This is a genomic window from Dorea sp. AF36-15AT (assembly GCF_003477705.1).
GTDB lineage: Bacteria > Bacillota > Clostridia > Lachnospirales > Lachnospiraceae > Claveliimonas > Claveliimonas ammoniilytica.
Genome location: NZ_QUDV01000005.1, coordinates 133,878 through 148,789, shown reverse-complemented (window position 1 = coordinate 148,789; position 14,912 = coordinate 133,878). Strand labels below are relative to the sequence as shown.

The 14,912-nt window shown below is 44.5% G+C and carries 15 protein-coding genes; 5 read left to right on the top strand and 10 right to left on the bottom strand.

Annotated elements, in window-relative coordinates; all coding sequences use genetic code 11:
- Positions 1–76: 76 nt before the first annotated feature.
- The 8 genes from thiI to DWZ93_RS09240 all read right to left on the bottom strand — a co-directional run bounded on the left by thiI (position 77) and on the right by DWZ93_RS09240 (position 7,720).
- The gene (gene thiI / locus DWZ93_RS09275; RefSeq protein ID WP_118452708.1) at positions 77–1,264 is read right to left on the bottom strand and encodes a tRNA uracil 4-sulfurtransferase ThiI; all 1,188 of its coding nucleotides are present in this window, start codon (positions 1,262–1,264) and stop codon (positions 77–79) included.
- A gap of 15 nt (positions 1,265–1,279) precedes the next feature.
- A complete protein-coding gene (locus DWZ93_RS09270) occupies positions 1,280–2,437 on the bottom strand; it encodes a cysteine desulfurase family protein (RefSeq protein ID WP_118452707.1) in 1,158 nt (385 codons plus the stop codon).
- 43 nt (positions 2,438–2,480) lie between these two features.
- Positions 2,481–3,218 carry a 16S rRNA (uracil(1498)-N(3))-methyltransferase gene (locus DWZ93_RS09265; RefSeq protein ID WP_118452706.1) on the bottom strand — a complete coding sequence of 246 codons (738 nt, stop codon included), beginning with the start codon at positions 3,216–3,218 and terminating at the stop codon, positions 2,481–2,483.
- A 28-nt stretch (positions 3,219–3,246) separates the two neighbouring features.
- Complete coding sequence (gene prmA / locus DWZ93_RS09260) at positions 3,247–4,200, bottom strand: 50S ribosomal protein L11 methyltransferase (RefSeq protein WP_118452748.1); 954 nt, start codon at positions 4,198–4,200, stop codon at positions 3,247–3,249.
- Positions 4,201–4,310: 110 nt separating this feature from the next.
- Entirely contained in the window at positions 4,311–5,183 is an 873-nt protein-coding gene (locus DWZ93_RS09255) for a glycoside hydrolase family 25 protein (protein ID WP_118452705.1), read from the bottom strand.
- Positions 5,184–5,200: 17 nt separating this feature from the next.
- On the bottom strand, positions 5,201–5,890 hold the full coding sequence (tsaA, locus tag DWZ93_RS09250; protein WP_118452704.1) for a tRNA (N6-threonylcarbamoyladenosine(37)-N6)-methyltransferase TrmO: 690 nt from the start codon (positions 5,888–5,890) through the stop codon (positions 5,201–5,203).
- Between the two features lie 14 nt (positions 5,891–5,904).
- Positions 5,905–6,744 (bottom strand): deoxyribonuclease IV, encoded by an 840-nt coding sequence (locus DWZ93_RS09245; protein WP_118452703.1) that lies wholly within the window; start codon positions 6,742–6,744, stop codon positions 5,905–5,907.
- Between the two features lie 127 nt (positions 6,745–6,871).
- The gene (locus tag DWZ93_RS09240) at positions 6,872–7,720 is read right to left on the bottom strand and encodes a DegV family protein (protein WP_158574306.1); all 849 of its coding nucleotides are present in this window, start codon (positions 7,718–7,720) and stop codon (positions 6,872–6,874) included.
- A gap of 325 nt (positions 7,721–8,045) precedes the next feature.
- Here DWZ93_RS09240 and DWZ93_RS09235 point away from each other — a divergent pair, with 325 nt between their 5' ends.
- The 3 genes from DWZ93_RS09235 to DWZ93_RS09225 all read left to right on the top strand — a co-directional run bounded on the left by DWZ93_RS09235 (position 8,046) and on the right by DWZ93_RS09225 (position 11,228).
- The gene (locus DWZ93_RS09235) at positions 8,046–8,522 is read left to right on the top strand and encodes a MarR family winged helix-turn-helix transcriptional regulator (protein WP_118452701.1); all 477 of its coding nucleotides are present in this window, start codon (positions 8,046–8,048) and stop codon (positions 8,520–8,522) included.
- Entirely contained in the window at positions 8,519–9,724 is a 1,206-nt protein-coding gene (locus tag DWZ93_RS09230) for an iron-containing alcohol dehydrogenase (protein ID WP_118452700.1), read from the top strand. Before DWZ93_RS09235 ends, DWZ93_RS09230 begins: the two co-directional genes overlap by 4 nt.
- Before the next feature lie 100 nt (positions 9,725–9,824).
- Positions 9,825–11,228, top strand: a complete 1,404-nt coding sequence (locus DWZ93_RS09225; RefSeq protein ID WP_118382301.1) for a sodium-dependent transporter — start codon at positions 9,825–9,827, stop codon at positions 11,226–11,228.
- Between the two features lie 68 nt (positions 11,229–11,296).
- Here the strand turns inward: DWZ93_RS09225 and DWZ93_RS09220 are convergent, their stop codons facing one another.
- Entirely contained in the window at positions 11,297–12,190 is an 894-nt protein-coding gene (locus DWZ93_RS09220) for a radical SAM protein (protein WP_118452699.1), read from the bottom strand.
- Between the two features lies 1 nt (position 12,191).
- The gene (locus tag DWZ93_RS09215) at positions 12,192–12,482 is read right to left on the bottom strand and encodes a DUF3784 domain-containing protein (protein WP_158567067.1); all 291 of its coding nucleotides are present in this window, start codon (positions 12,480–12,482) and stop codon (positions 12,192–12,194) included.
- Between the two features lie 200 nt (positions 12,483–12,682).
- Here DWZ93_RS09215 and DWZ93_RS09210 point away from each other — a divergent pair, with 200 nt between their 5' ends.
- Both DWZ93_RS09210 and hydF read left to right on the top strand, forming a co-directional pair.
- Positions 12,683–13,534: a DegV family protein gene (locus DWZ93_RS09210; protein WP_118382298.1), complete on the top strand. Its 852-nt coding sequence runs from the start codon at positions 12,683–12,685 to the stop codon at positions 13,532–13,534.
- A gap of 70 nt (positions 13,535–13,604) precedes the next feature.
- Positions 13,605–14,825: a [FeFe] hydrogenase H-cluster maturation GTPase HydF gene (hydF, locus tag DWZ93_RS09205; RefSeq protein ID WP_118452698.1), complete on the top strand. Its 1,221-nt coding sequence runs from the start codon at positions 13,605–13,607 to the stop codon at positions 14,823–14,825.
- The last annotated feature ends 87 nt before the right edge of the window (positions 14,826–14,912 follow it).

Below are 14,912 nucleotides of genomic sequence, written 5' to 3'. Positions count from 1 at the left end.
TTATAATTAATAATGCCTGCGGATTGCTACATGCTTCACGCTCTCGCAACCATGGCATTTTTAAGAAGTGCGCCGTCTAAGAACGACGCACTTCTATTACTTCTACAGTATCAATTGCCGTCTGAACAAGCTCATCGATCTTCTCAGCAAGCTTCTCCTCTGACTTCTTGATAATATTGATATTCGGTTTGGTTACCGGATGTTTCGCCACAAAGATAGTACAACAGTCCTCGAACGGCTGGATCGATGTCTCATAAGTTCCAATCTTCTCAGACACTTCTACAATCTCCTGTTTATCAAATCCGATCAGCGGACGGTATACCGGCATCGTACATACTTCATTGGTAGCCGCAAGACTCTGCATGGTCTGGCTTGCCACCTGACCGATACTCTCACCTGTGATCAGTCCCAGACATCCGCTTTCTTCTGCAAAATGCTGCGCGATCTTCATCATATAACGACGCATGATAATGGTCAGCTCATCATGTGGACACTGATCGTAAATATATAACTGAATATCCGTAAAGTTAACCACATTCAGTTTGATCGGTCCGGCATATCTTGCCACGATTGCTGCCAGGTCTACAACCTTCTGCTTTGCGCGTTCACTGGTGTACGGCGGTGCATGGAAATAAGTTGCCTCCAGACCTACGCCTCGTTTTGAGATCATATATCCTGCTACCGGACTGTCGATTCCACCAGATAACAGAAGCATTGCTTTTCCATTGGTTCCAACCGGCATTCCACCAGGTCCCGGAATGATCTGTGAATAAATATAGATTTCATTGCGCACTTCAATGTGAAGCAGTACATCTGGCTTGTGTACATCCACGCGGATCTCCGGAAATGCATCCAGCACCGCTTCTCCTGCTTTGCAGTTAATCTCCATAGAGTTCAACGGATAACTCTTTCTGCTTCTTCTCGCTTCTACCTTAAATGTGATATTCTTGTCCGGATACATCTCATCCATGAATGCAACCACATCTTTTTTCAACTGATCAAATCCCTGATCTGGCTTGCGCACGACCGGACAGATCCCTACCAGTCCGAATACTGTCTGCAGACGTTCGATCACTTCATCACTATCGTACGCGCCTTCACAATCTACATAAATCCTTGCCTGTGACTTGTGTACTTCAAATTCTCCGTCCAGATCCTTGAGTGCGTAACGCACCTGACGCACCAACGCATCCTCAAAGAGATGACGGTTCTTACCTTTAATTCCAATTTCTCCGTATTTTAATAAAAATGTCTGAAATGTCATAGTATTTCCTTTCTCTTAATGTCTCGTATATCTTCTAAGCATCGGCACCAGTTCCTGCAGTGCCTGAAGTGTATAGTCCATCTCTTCTTTCGTCGTCATCTCTGACATACTGAAGCGGATCGTCGCATCCAGATATTCTTTCTTCGCACCAATTCCTTTCAGCACTCCGCTGATAGCAGGATGGTTTGATGCACACGCAGAGCCCGCGGATACGCAGATACCTTTGTCTTCCAGTGCATGCAGAAGCACTTCACTTCTTACGCCTGCAAATCCTACACTGATAATGTGTGGTGCACTAGTCTCATCATAGAGGCCATGAACGACTGTATCAGGAAGCTTCAGTACTTCTTCTACAAAATGCGACTTTATCTGACGCATATACTCCACCTTTTCTTCCAGATGATCGTAGCACATGGATGCCGCCAGCGCCATGCCTGCGATTCCCGGGACATTGTCTGTACCGGAGCGCATATTCTTCTGCTGTCCTCCGCCGTATATGATCGGACGAATCTTCACATGCTCATCAATGTACAAGAAGCCCACACCTTTCGGGCCATGGATCTTATGACCACTGACCGAAAGCATATCGACTTTTAACTTTTTCGGATAAATGCGGTATTTTCCAAATCCCTGTACTGCATCCACATGGAACAGAATATCTTTATTATAAGCCTTTACAATACTTGCTGCTTCCTGGATCGGCTGTACAGATCCAACTTCGTTATTCACATACATAATAGATACCAGGATGGTCTCCGGACACAATGCCTCCTGCAATGCATCCAGCTTCACTCTTCCGTAAGCATCCACCGGAAGATAAGTCACACGATATCCTTCCTCTTCTTCCAGAAAACGCAGTGTATTAAGAATCGCCGGGTGTTCTATAGACGACGCAATCAGATGCTTTCCTGCTCGTTTGTTAGCTCTTGCAGCCCCAATCAGCGCCCAGTTATCACTCTCTGTTCCTCCTGAAGTAAAGAAAATCTCTTTTTGCTGTACTTTCAGAATCTTCGCTAACGTATCTTTTGCTTCTTTTATATATTGTTCCGATTCCACTCCACGGTAATGCATGGAAGATGGATTACCGAAATCTTCACACAACACTTTGCGTACAAGATCGCCAACTTCATCATACGCTTTGGTAGTACCCGAATTATCCAGATATACTTTCATGATCTGTTCCTTTCCATATAATCTTCTACTATATAAAATATGATTACTTTTCTAAATGGTACATCAGGATCGATAATGCAGTAAGCCCGGCGGTCTCTGTCCGAAGGATGCGTTTGCCAAGTGTAATCTCACTTGCACCTGCCTCTTTTGCCTGCTCTACTTCCTCTTTTTCAAAACCGCCTTCCGGTCCGATAAAGATGCCTACTGACTGTCCCGGTTTCACGGATTCCATGATCTGTTTCGTCTGTTCCATACCTTCTGCCAGTTCATAAGGAATCATGACTACATCCAGCTCTTTGGATAGCATCAGTGCTTCATCGTATTTCAATAAGCCTCCGACCTTCGGTACAATACCTCTTCCTGACTGCTTCGCTGCACTTCTCGCAATCTCACCCCAACGCTCTACCTTTTTCGCTGCTTTCTTATCATCCAGACGTACAACACAGCGCTTCATCGCTACCGGAACGATCTTATATACACCAAGTTCTACTGCTTTCTGCACGATCAGTTCCATCTTGTCCCCCTTTGGCAGACCCTGGAACAGATAGATCTTAGACGGCAATTCCGTATCTACACTCTCCTCCTCCAGAATCGTGAGAACTGCCTGTGCATCCTCGTATTTTTCCACCTGACAGATATAATGGTGATTATTACCATCACTGATGCCAAGCTTCTCACCCGGACGCATCCGAAGCACATTCTTCATATGGTTAACGTCAGTTCCTTCTATGTAAATCTGATTTTCCTGTACCTGATCCGCTGTCACAAAAAACTGCTGCATGACTTCCTCCTGCTCTCCGCCTGTATGATTAATTCTTTCTGGCGGTTACTGATACCCATTCACCCTGATGGTTTACTTCCAGTACTTCAAGACCTGCTGCCTTCACTGCTTCTACCACAGTCTCTTCCTTCTCTTCGATAATACCGCTTGTAATATAAATCCCACCAGTCTTCAGATGATTCAGGATAACCGGAGTCAGTGGAACCAATACATCTGCAAGGATATTAGCAGCCACGATATCATAACGGTCATATCCAACCTGATCCTGTACCTCTTTGTCATCGATAATATTACCGATCATAACACGGTACTGGTCACGGCTTATTCCATTTACGTCCATATTCTCATGTGTCGCATCGATTGCACACGGATCCAGGTCTGTACCTGTTGAATGCTTCGCACCAAACTTCAATGCCAGCATACCAAGAATACCACTTCCGCATCCCACATCCAGAATCTCTGTATCTTCTGTTACGTATTTTTTTATCTGACGGATGCAGAGCTGTGTCGTCTCATGCATACCTGTACCAAATGCTGTACCCGGATCGATATGAATGATCATCTTATCCTCATCCTCCGGCTGTACATCTTCCCAAGAAGGGATAATCAGTACATCATCAATAGTAAACTGATGGAAATACTGCTTCCAGTTATTTACCCAGTCTACATCTTCCGTCTGAGACTCTTCGATCTCCATACTTCCGACATTCACATAGGTACCGATCTCTTTCAGTTCCTCACGGACTGCCTGAAGCATCTTCTCCTTGTCCTCATCCTCTTCCAGATAGAAGCTGATATAAGCCACGCCGTCATCCACATCGATCTCCGGCAGGATGTCCACAAACATCTGCTCCTTCTCTCTCTGGGTAAGCGGAATCTTGTCTTCCACTTCCACACCCTGGATTCCCAGATCCATCAGACTGCTGCAGACAATATCCTCTGCTTCTGTCGTTGTTTTAATTCTAAATTTATTCCATTTCATATGCTCTTCCACCTTTTCATACATATACGCAAACTGTTTTAATAGTAACATATTCTTTACAAATGTGTAAATACACCCTGCATATATTTAGCTACATTTCATAAAATCATCTACAAAAACCAGAGGTTCATGTCCACATTTCCATCGATCCCGGGCACCTGTCCGGTCTCTGTGTACTGCCACATGGAGATTTCATACGGACACTGCGGAAGTGGTTCATAATCTGCATACCATTTCTCGTAGTCAGTAAGCCTCGTAAGATCCAATGTAAATGCCATCCATTTCATATTGGCATAGATCATCGTCTCATAACCTGCCGCTTTCACCGCATCGCAGAATGTAATACAATGATCGGTAAATGCTTTGCCGTCCAGATTATCCGTTCTTGCCGTGTCATTCTTAATCTCTTCTGTATCATATACCACAGGCCCTTTGATGTCGTAATCCCGTATCCGCTCCAGCACAAACTGCGCCTCTTCTTCAGCTTCTGCCTGATTGACTGCCTGCGAGAAGAAATACACACCCACATCCAGTCCCGCTGCCAGTGCACCTTCCGCGTGGCTCCGGAACATACTATCCTCCACCAGTTTCCCTGCTTCTCCATATCCACGATATCCCAGGCGCACGATCACAAAATCTACGCCATAATCTTTCACCTGCTGCCAGTCCACTTCCGATTGATACTCTGATACATCAATTCCTAATCTGGACGCTATCTCTCCATCCTCATCCAGATAGATTTTCTTGCCATCCTGATCTTCGATCCTCGTCAGATCCAGTGTAATCGGCGGAATATCCAGAAGCTCAGCTTCGTATTCATTCCCCAGCACATCCACAAATCTGTAAGTATCTGTATCTTCTTCTATCTCCACGCCCTCGACTTTTTGCTCGTTATTCTGCTCTTCTTTTGTACTACAGCCACATATCAATGCGACTGTCAACAACATTATCAGTAATATCTGCATTTCACGCTTTTTTCTCATTATTCTTCCTACACTCTCTATTGCACACTGCACACACGCAGACATCCATCCGCTACCCGGAACCGGATCCGCATGCCTGCATAATCCATACCATAGATACGCTCCGGATCTTCCTGATAAGACGGTCTTGGATCCTGCGCAAGAATCTGCCTCAGCACTGCCCTTTGTTCTGCCGGCACGCGCATTTCAAGATCTCCGTCAAATGTTACCGTTAATCCATCATTTTTGTGCTGCTCCGCAAATCCACCTGCGGCATCCACCTTACAATCCACATAAGGAAGATACGGCTTCACATCATAAATTGGTGTGCCATTCATCATATCCACGCCCTCTACAAGTAATACGCTTCCTTCTTTTTCCGTATCACAGATTTCCACCAGACGAACGCAGGACAAACCGATTGGATTTGGTCGAAACGGAGATCTTGTGGCAAATACGCCCATACGAGTATTTCCTCCCAGTCTCGGTGGACGCACTGTCGCATGCCAATTCTTCTGCCTCACTTCCGAAAATCCCCAGAGCAGCCACAGATGACTGTAATCTTCCAGTCCACGCAGTGCCTCCTTTGAACGATATTCCGGTTCAAAAACAATCTTGCCTCTGGTCTCTGCCAGGCCGCTTTGTCTTGGCAAACCGAATTTTTCCGGAAAGTCTGTACGGATCACGGCAATCTTCTTTAATGTCAAATCTTCTGAATGTTTCTGCATAACGCTCTCCTGCTCTATCTTTCTTCTGCCATTCGTTTCCGTATCATGGCAATTTCTTCCTTATGACCGGCATCGTCAAACGGAGTTTCCAGGTAAAATGGCAGATCACGAAGTCTGGGATGCCTTAAGACATTCAACAATGACTCCATGCCAATCTCACCTTCTCCGATCGGTGCATGGCGATCCTTACGAGAACCAAACGGCATCATGCTATCATTCAGATGAACGGCACGTAAAAGATCCAGTCCGAGCACCTGGTCAAATTTCTCCAGCACACCTTCCAGATCATTTACAATATCATATCCGGCCGCAAATACATGACAGGTATCCAGACAGATTCCAATCTTTTCCGGATACTTTACTCCATCACGGATTGCTTTCAATTCCTCAAATGTCACACCAATCTCTGTACCTTTTCCACTCATAGTTTCCAGAAGCACGTGAATATTCTGGTCTGCCGTCACTGCCTGATCCAGTCCCCGGATAATATTCTGAATTCCGGCATCTGTACCAATCCCCGTATGGCTTCCCGGATGAAACACCAGATTCTCAATCCCCAGTTCATCCATGCGTTGAATATCCTCTCTGATTACCATACTGGCAAATTCATAAGTTTTCTCCGTTGCGCTTGCCAGATTCATAGTATATGGCGCATGGGCAAGAATCGGTCCAAAGTGATGTTCTGTTCTTATACTCTGAAACTTTTCTATCTCTTCTGATGTATATGTTTTATAATTTGATCCCCTCGGATTACGACTGAAGATCTGCATGGTATTCGCTTCCATCTTCACCACGTTTTCAGCAGTCTTCGCAATCCCTCCGGCAATCGACATATGTGTTCCTATTGTAAGCATTGTCTTTTCCTCCTACTTATTACAATAACATTTTTAGTATCCGGTTGCCACAAAATCATCGGAAATACAAACGAAAAAAGGAACCACAGATTTGTGATTCCTCGCAAGAATTTCTAACATTTTTCTATTATTTATTCGCAACATATACAATTCCGAATGCACCCGGTCCGATATGGCTGCCAATCGTCGGTCCGATCTCTCTGGTCTTGATCGTACCAAAATCCAACCCATTTTTCTGCAATGTCTGGATAAATGAAATACAGTTCTTCTTGTCCGCTGAATACAGAAAATATACCGAATAATTCTCATCCGGCATATCAGCCTCGACATATTTTATAATCTGGCGGAACACATTTTTATTACCACGCTGTTTTCCACATACTGCTACCTTTCCTTCTTCATCAATGGTTATGATTGGTTTGATACCCGCCAGTCTTCCGATACTTGCTGCTGTCTTAGAAATCCGACCGCCTTTCTGCAGATATTCCAGCGTATCCAGTCCTGCAAAAAGACGTACTCTCGCTTTTAACTCATCCAACGCTTCTGCAATCTCTTTTGCACTCTTTCCCTGATCGCGCATTCTTACTGCACGGTCTACTAACAGCCGGATTCCAAGTGTGGCTGACTTGCTGTCTACAATATATACGCCATCATGCTCTGCTATATCTTTCGCGATTGTGGCACTCTGCACCGTACCACTGAGCGCACCGGAAACCAGAATTGCTACAACGTCATCTCCATTCTCTTTTGCCTCTTCAAAACAATCTGCAAACTTTGCCGGAGACGGCTGTGATGTCTTAGGAAATTCCTTTTCATTCGTCAGTTTCACAAAAAATTCTTCTTTCGTAAGATCTACTCCATCGATATACTGCTCATTTCCGAATGTTACAGTCATCGGAATACAGGTAATCTGTCTCTTCTCAATTTCTTTCGCTGAAAAATCAGCCGTAGAATCTACAATAATCTGAACTGCCATAATCATCCTCTTTTCTTAATCTGTTTTTTTCTCAGTCGAGAAGACTCCCACCTTTTCAGGTGGTGAGTAATAGCAAATTTGTCTCAGTGGGAGTCCAATCTCTGACTGAGATAAACGCTCCGCGAGGATGCGCAGTGATTCTGATAGGAATATGTCAGCTTCGCTGACCAGAATCACGCGCCAAGTCTCACGGACGTTCGACTTGAATATTAATCTCATTCAAAGTTTCTCTCAAAATAGATGTTGAAATATCAACATGACTATGCTACTATAGCAGATAGTTGTTGATAAATCAACTATTTTTAATACGAAACGAGGAATTATTATGACCGATAGTTTTGAACTGCTGACCGGAGGTATAACCAGCGTCTATAAAAGTATACAGAAAATCAAGAAACTCTCCATGAGCGAAATCGGTCTGAAGGGTGTCCATGCCATGTGTATCTACTATTTATATACTACGCCAGATGGTCTGACCGCCGCAGAGCTGTGCATTCGCTGCCGGGAAGACAAGGCTGCGATTTCCCGCATTCTGTCGGAGCTGGAAAGCTTTGAAATGATCACCTACCAACAGGCAGGTCCGCAGGAAGGCAGAAAATACCGGGCAAAAGCTGTACTTACTGACAAGGGACGTGCCTATGCAGGTCAGGTCTCTGAACTGATCCGCCAGGCAGTAGATGCCGGACGCAATGGACTTACTATGGAAGAAACTAAGACATTTTACCGGGTACTCTATCACATTTCCGATAATCTGGAACAATTGATCTCTGTACTCGAAGAGAAAGGACAAGAAAACTCATGAATATATTCAAAAAGATATACTGCCGCGTATTTCAGACAGCATTCCGTCTGGCACTGCCAGTACTTCCTTATCGCAAACCGCAGATTGTAGGCAGTGTCCGGGAACTTCCGGATGTGATCCGCGGCAATCATTGCTCCTGTGTACTGATCGTTACTGACTCCTCCATTCGGAGCCTGGGACTGACCAAACGCCTGGAACATACATTAGAACGTGCCGCTATTCCATTTGTCATTTATGACGGAACCGTTGCAAATCCTACTACAATTAATGTGGCAGAAGCTCTGGAACTGTACCGCGATCATGCATGTGATGCAATCATCGGTTTCGGCGGGGGATCCAGCATGGACTGTGCCAAGGCTGTTGGCGCCTGTATCGCCCGTCCGAAAAAAACACTGGCGCAGATGAAAGGCATCTTGAAAGTACGTAAAAAACTTCCGTTGCTCATTGCCATTCCAACGACTGCCGGAACCGGAAGTGAGACAACCCTTGCCGCTGTCATCACCGATGCCGAGACGCGGCACAAATATGCGATCAACGACTTTCCATTGATTCCAAAGTATGCCGTATTAGATCCGAAAGTGACTTTAAGCCTTCCACCGTCAATTACAGCAACAACCGGAATGGATGCTCTGACTCATGCCGTGGAAGCATATATTGGGCGTTCCACTACTTATCACACCAGACGGGATGCGTTGCACGCTGTACAACTGATCTTTGAAAATATTGATACAGTCTACGCTGATGGCAGAAACGTCAATGCACGTCGTGATATGCTTCACGCATCATTCTATGCCGGCTGTGCATTTACCAAATCCTACGTAGGCTATGTCCATGCTGTTGCCCATTCTCTGGGCGGTGAATACAATGTTCCTCATGGGCTGGCCAATGCAATAATCCTGCCAATGATACTGGAATCTTATGGTAAATGCATTCACAAAAAATTACATAAACTTGCCATTGCCGCCGGCATCGCCGACAAAAAAATGTCAGACGCTGAAGCTGCTGAACGTTTCATAAGCGCCATCAAAGATATGAAACACCGGTTTGACATTCCTGACACAATCCCGGAGATTAAACAGGAAGACATACCTCGTCTTGCCAGGTACGCAGACAAGGAGGCCAACCCATTATACCCGGTTCCAGTGCTGATGAACGCCTCAGAACTTGAACTATTTTATGAATCATTGATGCAAATAAACTAAATTGTATTTTTTTATTGCGCAGAACCCTCTCTTCCTTTATAGTAGATAAATACGTGTATTGTATATTTATATCGCATATTAAGGAAGAGAGGGTTTATTTATGAGTAACAATTCACATCATCATAAGCGTGGCAACTTTACCGGCTCGCTGGGCTTTGTTATGGCCGCAGCCGGAAGTGCTGTAGGTCTTGGAAACATTTGGCGTTTTCCTTATCTGGCAGCTAAGAATGGAGGAGGTACCTTTATCTTCGTATACATCATTCTTGCACTGACCTTTGGTTTTACCCTGCTTATCACGGAGATTTCCATGGGACGCAAGACCAAACAGGGACCGCTTACCGCTTACGGCATGCTGAATAAAAAGTTCGCACCGACCGGATTCCTTGCATGGATGGTGCCTGTCATCATTCTGCCTTACTACTGCACCATCGGTGGGTGGGTACTCAAGTATCTGTTCGCATTCCTCACCGGAGACGGTGTAAATGCTGCAGCCGACGGCTATTTTACCGGTCATATTACCAGCCAGTGGTCACCGATCATCTGGATGATCATTTACATGGGATTGACCGCATTTGTTGTAATCAGTGGTGTTAACAAAGGTATTGAGAAATACAGCCGTATTTTGATGCCAATCCTGGTCATACTGATCATCGGTATTTCTTTCTTCTCATTGACACTGCATAACACCGATGCAGATGGTATCACACGTACCGGATTAGAAGGACTTAAGATTTATCTGATACCGAACTTTGAAGGTATGACAATCAAAGGATTTTTCCTGCTTCTGATGGATGCTATCGGACAGTTGTTCTTCTCCATCAGTGTTGCCATGGGTATCATGATCACCTACGGTTCTTATGTAAAAGACGATGTTAACCTGATGTCATCTATTAATCAGATTGAATTCTTTGATACACTGGTTGCCCTCCTTGCAGGACTGATGATTATTCCGGCAATCTACACTTTCTCCGGTATCGAAGGTATGTCGGCCGGACCGGGACTGATGTTTGTATCCCTGCCAAAGGTATTTGCTGCTATGGGTAAAGCAGGCATCGCAATCGGTATCCTGTTCTTTGTAACCGTTACCTTTGCCGCGATCACATCATCTGTATCCGTCATGGAAGCAATCGTATCCGGTCTGATGGATAAATGGAAGATTTCCCGTAATAAAAGTGTAGCCCTGTCACTGATCTACGCAATTGTCGTAGGTATCATCGTATGCCTTGGTTACAACGTATTCTACTTTGAACTTCCGCTACCGAACGGATCTGTAGCCCAGGTTCTGGATGTACTGGATTACCTCAGCAACATGATTATGATGCCGATCGTTGCAATTTCAACCTGCATTATGGTCGGATGGGTACTGGGAACGGATACTATTATCAACGAAGTTACCAAGAGCGGTGCCAAGTTCAGCCGTAAAGGACTGTACATCGTTATGGTAAAATACGTAACCCCGATTTTGCTGTTCTTCTTATTACTGCAGTCTTTGGGCATTCTGTAAAAACGATTATAATCAAAAAAGGAAGACATCACCGTTTTCACTGTGATATCTTCCTTTTTTTCATGACCTTATACACCTTCCAACGTAAATGGCGGGATGAAGCTCTCTTCTGCCGTATCTCCTTCCTGGATATACGCACATTCCACACCCAGATCTATGGCATAATCTACAAGCGCATCGTATTCCTTTTCCGTTACTTTTCTTCCAAGTTCCGGATACCTCACAGTATCCAGAGTCTCTAACGGCGTATACTGATTCATCAGGCTCATATAGACAGAATCGCCATACGTCTCATAGAGATACTGCACAATCCTTTTCGCCGCCTTAAGTTCTCCCGGAAGCAACAGATGACGTACGATCACACCCTTCTGAATCTTTCCGTCCATATCAAATCTGCATGCACCGGTCTGCCGGTACATCTCACGAATTGCTTTTTTCACAGTCTCCGGATAATCCTCTGCCCTGGAATACCGCAATGCCTGCTCACTATCCCAGTATTTAAAATCCGGCAGATAAGCATCGACCCATCCATCCAGCATAGCAAGCGTCTCTTCTGACTCGTATCCTCCGGTATTGTATATAACAGGCAGATGTAATCCCCGAACTTTGGCACATTTCAATGCCTCGATAATCTGCGGTACAAAATGTGTCGGCGTCACCAGATTGATATTATTTGCCCCCTTTTGCTGCAATTCCAAAAATATCTCTGCAAGCCTTGATATAGTAATCTCTTTCCCCGTTACGCTTCTTGACAGATCATAATTCTGACAGTACACACATCTGAGATTACAACCTGTAAAAAATACTGTCCCCGATCCTTCTTCTCCAGAGATGCAAGGTTCTTCCCACATATGTAAGGCGGCTCTCGCCACACGCAGATGATTCGTCTCCCGGCAGAATCCTTTTTCTCCATTATCCCGCATCACCATGCAGTGACGCGGACACAATACACATCCACTCATATTACTTTTTACAGCACTTCTTCATATATACAACACTGGCTGCCAGAGATACGATTACAACAACCAGATAAATCACAAATCCCATCTGTGTCTTCACACGCATGCTGACAGCAGATGCTGCACCGATCACAATAAAAGCAACTCCATATCCTTTCTGTGCCTTCTTCATATCATACAGCTTATTCCGCTGAGCAGCATCCTTATCATTCAAAAGGACATCTCCTCTTCCTGTCAGCATCATAAATCCAACGATCAGACAACCGATTGTAATAATCAGATCAAATGTTTCCATACTTTTCATCCTTTCATCTCATATCTAATTCCATAATATTTTCATGATACCTAATGCGCTTTCATTTGTCAAATGATGCAATAATTACAATTAATTTGTCATTCAATTATTTTGATCATCAAATCTATTGACGTAGTATCAGTTACCACTTATAATGTTTCTAGTTTCTAAATATTACAGCTATGTGAAAGGAGATTCTCATGAATCCTATTATAATCGTCGCTGAGACCGGTTCTGACATAACACCGGAATTAGCCGCTAAATACAATATTACTTTAGTACCGATGCACGTTACCTTTGACAGCCATACTATGGATGACGGTTCTTTCCCGGTTCAGAAAATCTGTGATTATTATAAAGAAACCGGTAAGCTTCCAAGAACAAGCGGATGTTCTCCGGATGACTTCATGCTGGTATTTGATGCCATCCACACCGCGCATCCGAATGCCCAGATTCTTTATCTGGCTTATTCTGCTGTCACCACCTGTTCTTACCAAAGCGCTGTAATCGCATCTGAGGATCGGGATTATGTGACAATGTTAGATACCAAACAGGTATCCATCGGACAGGCAGCCATCGTAATCGCCATTGCCGAATTATTGCAGAAGAATCCACACATGACTCTTTCTGAAGCTGTGTCTGCTTCAAAAGCACTCTCTGCCCGCACCAGAATGTGCTTTCTTCCAGACAACCTGGAATTTTTGAAAGCAGGCGGCCGTGTTAGTAATGCTGTCTGCCTGGGAAGCCGTATTCTACACATCCATCCATGCATTGAAATCCAGGACGGTAAACTGGTTGCTACTAAAAAGTACCGTGGCAAAATGAAAAAAATTGCCCGACAGCTGATCTTAGACTATATAGAGGATTATAACCTTGACCGCAGCATTCTGTGGTTTGTCCGTACTGTCGGTCTCTCCGATGATATACGGATAATTGCAGAAGAGACTGCAAAAGAATGTGGTTTTCAAAAGATTCAATGGCTTCAGGCGAATGGCGTTATCACAACTCATGGCGGACCAGCCGCCTTTGGATTGGCAGGATTTACAGAATAATAATTGCACATTGTTCCGAATAGGCGTAAACTGAATCTTATACATGATTTTACTCAAGGAGGATTCTTTTATGAGCTTAAATAATACGCCATCCGGCGAACGCATACATATTGGTCTGTTTGGAAGACGGAACGCCGGGAAATCCAGCATTATCAATGCAATCACCGGACAGAATCTGGCAATCGTCTCCGATATCGAAGGCACCACCACCGACCCTGTCATAAAGTCCATGGAATTACTGCCGCTTGGTCCGGTTGTTGTTATCGATACCCCAGGTCTGGATGATGTAGGTGAGCTAGGCGCACTTCGCATCCGCAAAGCATATCAGATGCTGAATAAGACGGATATTGCTCTGCTGATCATCGACAGCGGTTACGGTGTTACGGATGAAGACCTACGTATTTTAAAGCAGATTCAGAAGAAAAATATTCCTTATCTTGTTGTCTTGAACAAATGCGAACTAACAGAAGATCTTAATGCTCTGACAAATGCACTCGCTGTCTGTCAGGCTGATTCTGAACATATTATTCCGGTAAGTGCTGAGAAAAGAATTCATATTCAGGAATTAAAAGACCGCATCGCCAGTCTCGCCCCGGATCAGGATTCTGACCGCAGAATCGTTGGCGACCTGATTCATCCGTCTGACTTCATCGTGCTAGTCGTGCCTGTAGATAAAGCTGCGCCGAAAGGTCGTTTAATTCTTCCACAACAACAGACTATCCGAGATATCCTGGATTCCAGAGCAATATCCATTGTTGTTCAGGATACGGAATTAAAAGAGACCTTAGATTCTCTTGGACGAAAGCCTTCTCTCGTCATTACTGACAGTCAGGTATTCGGTCGCGTTGCCAAAGACACACCTCATGACATACCGATGACTTCTTTCTCCATTCTTTTCGCCAGATATAAGGGCAATCTAAAAAGTCTGGTAAATGGCGCACAGGCAATCGATACTTTGGAAGACGGTGACAAAGTCCTGATCTCTGAAGGCTGTACCCATCACAGACAATGCGGTGACATCGGTACAGAAAAGCTGCCGAACTGGCTGAAACAGCACACCGGAAAGAACCTCACTTATGAATTCACCAGCGGAACTGAATTCCCACTGGAACTCGACCAGTATAAGCTGATCATCCACTGTGGAGGCTGCATGCTAAATGAACGTGAAATGAAATATCGCATGAAATGTGCTGAGGATGCAGGCATCCCAATGACCAATTACGGAACAGCTATCGCACATATGCATGGAATACTGGAAAGAAGTCTGGAGGTATTTAATTATAATCTGTAGCATCAAATAATGGTTGTCGGTTAATACCGCTTTTTAGCTCCTGACACACAGGAAAGAGATAATCCCAGAGAATTCAGTCTTCTTAAG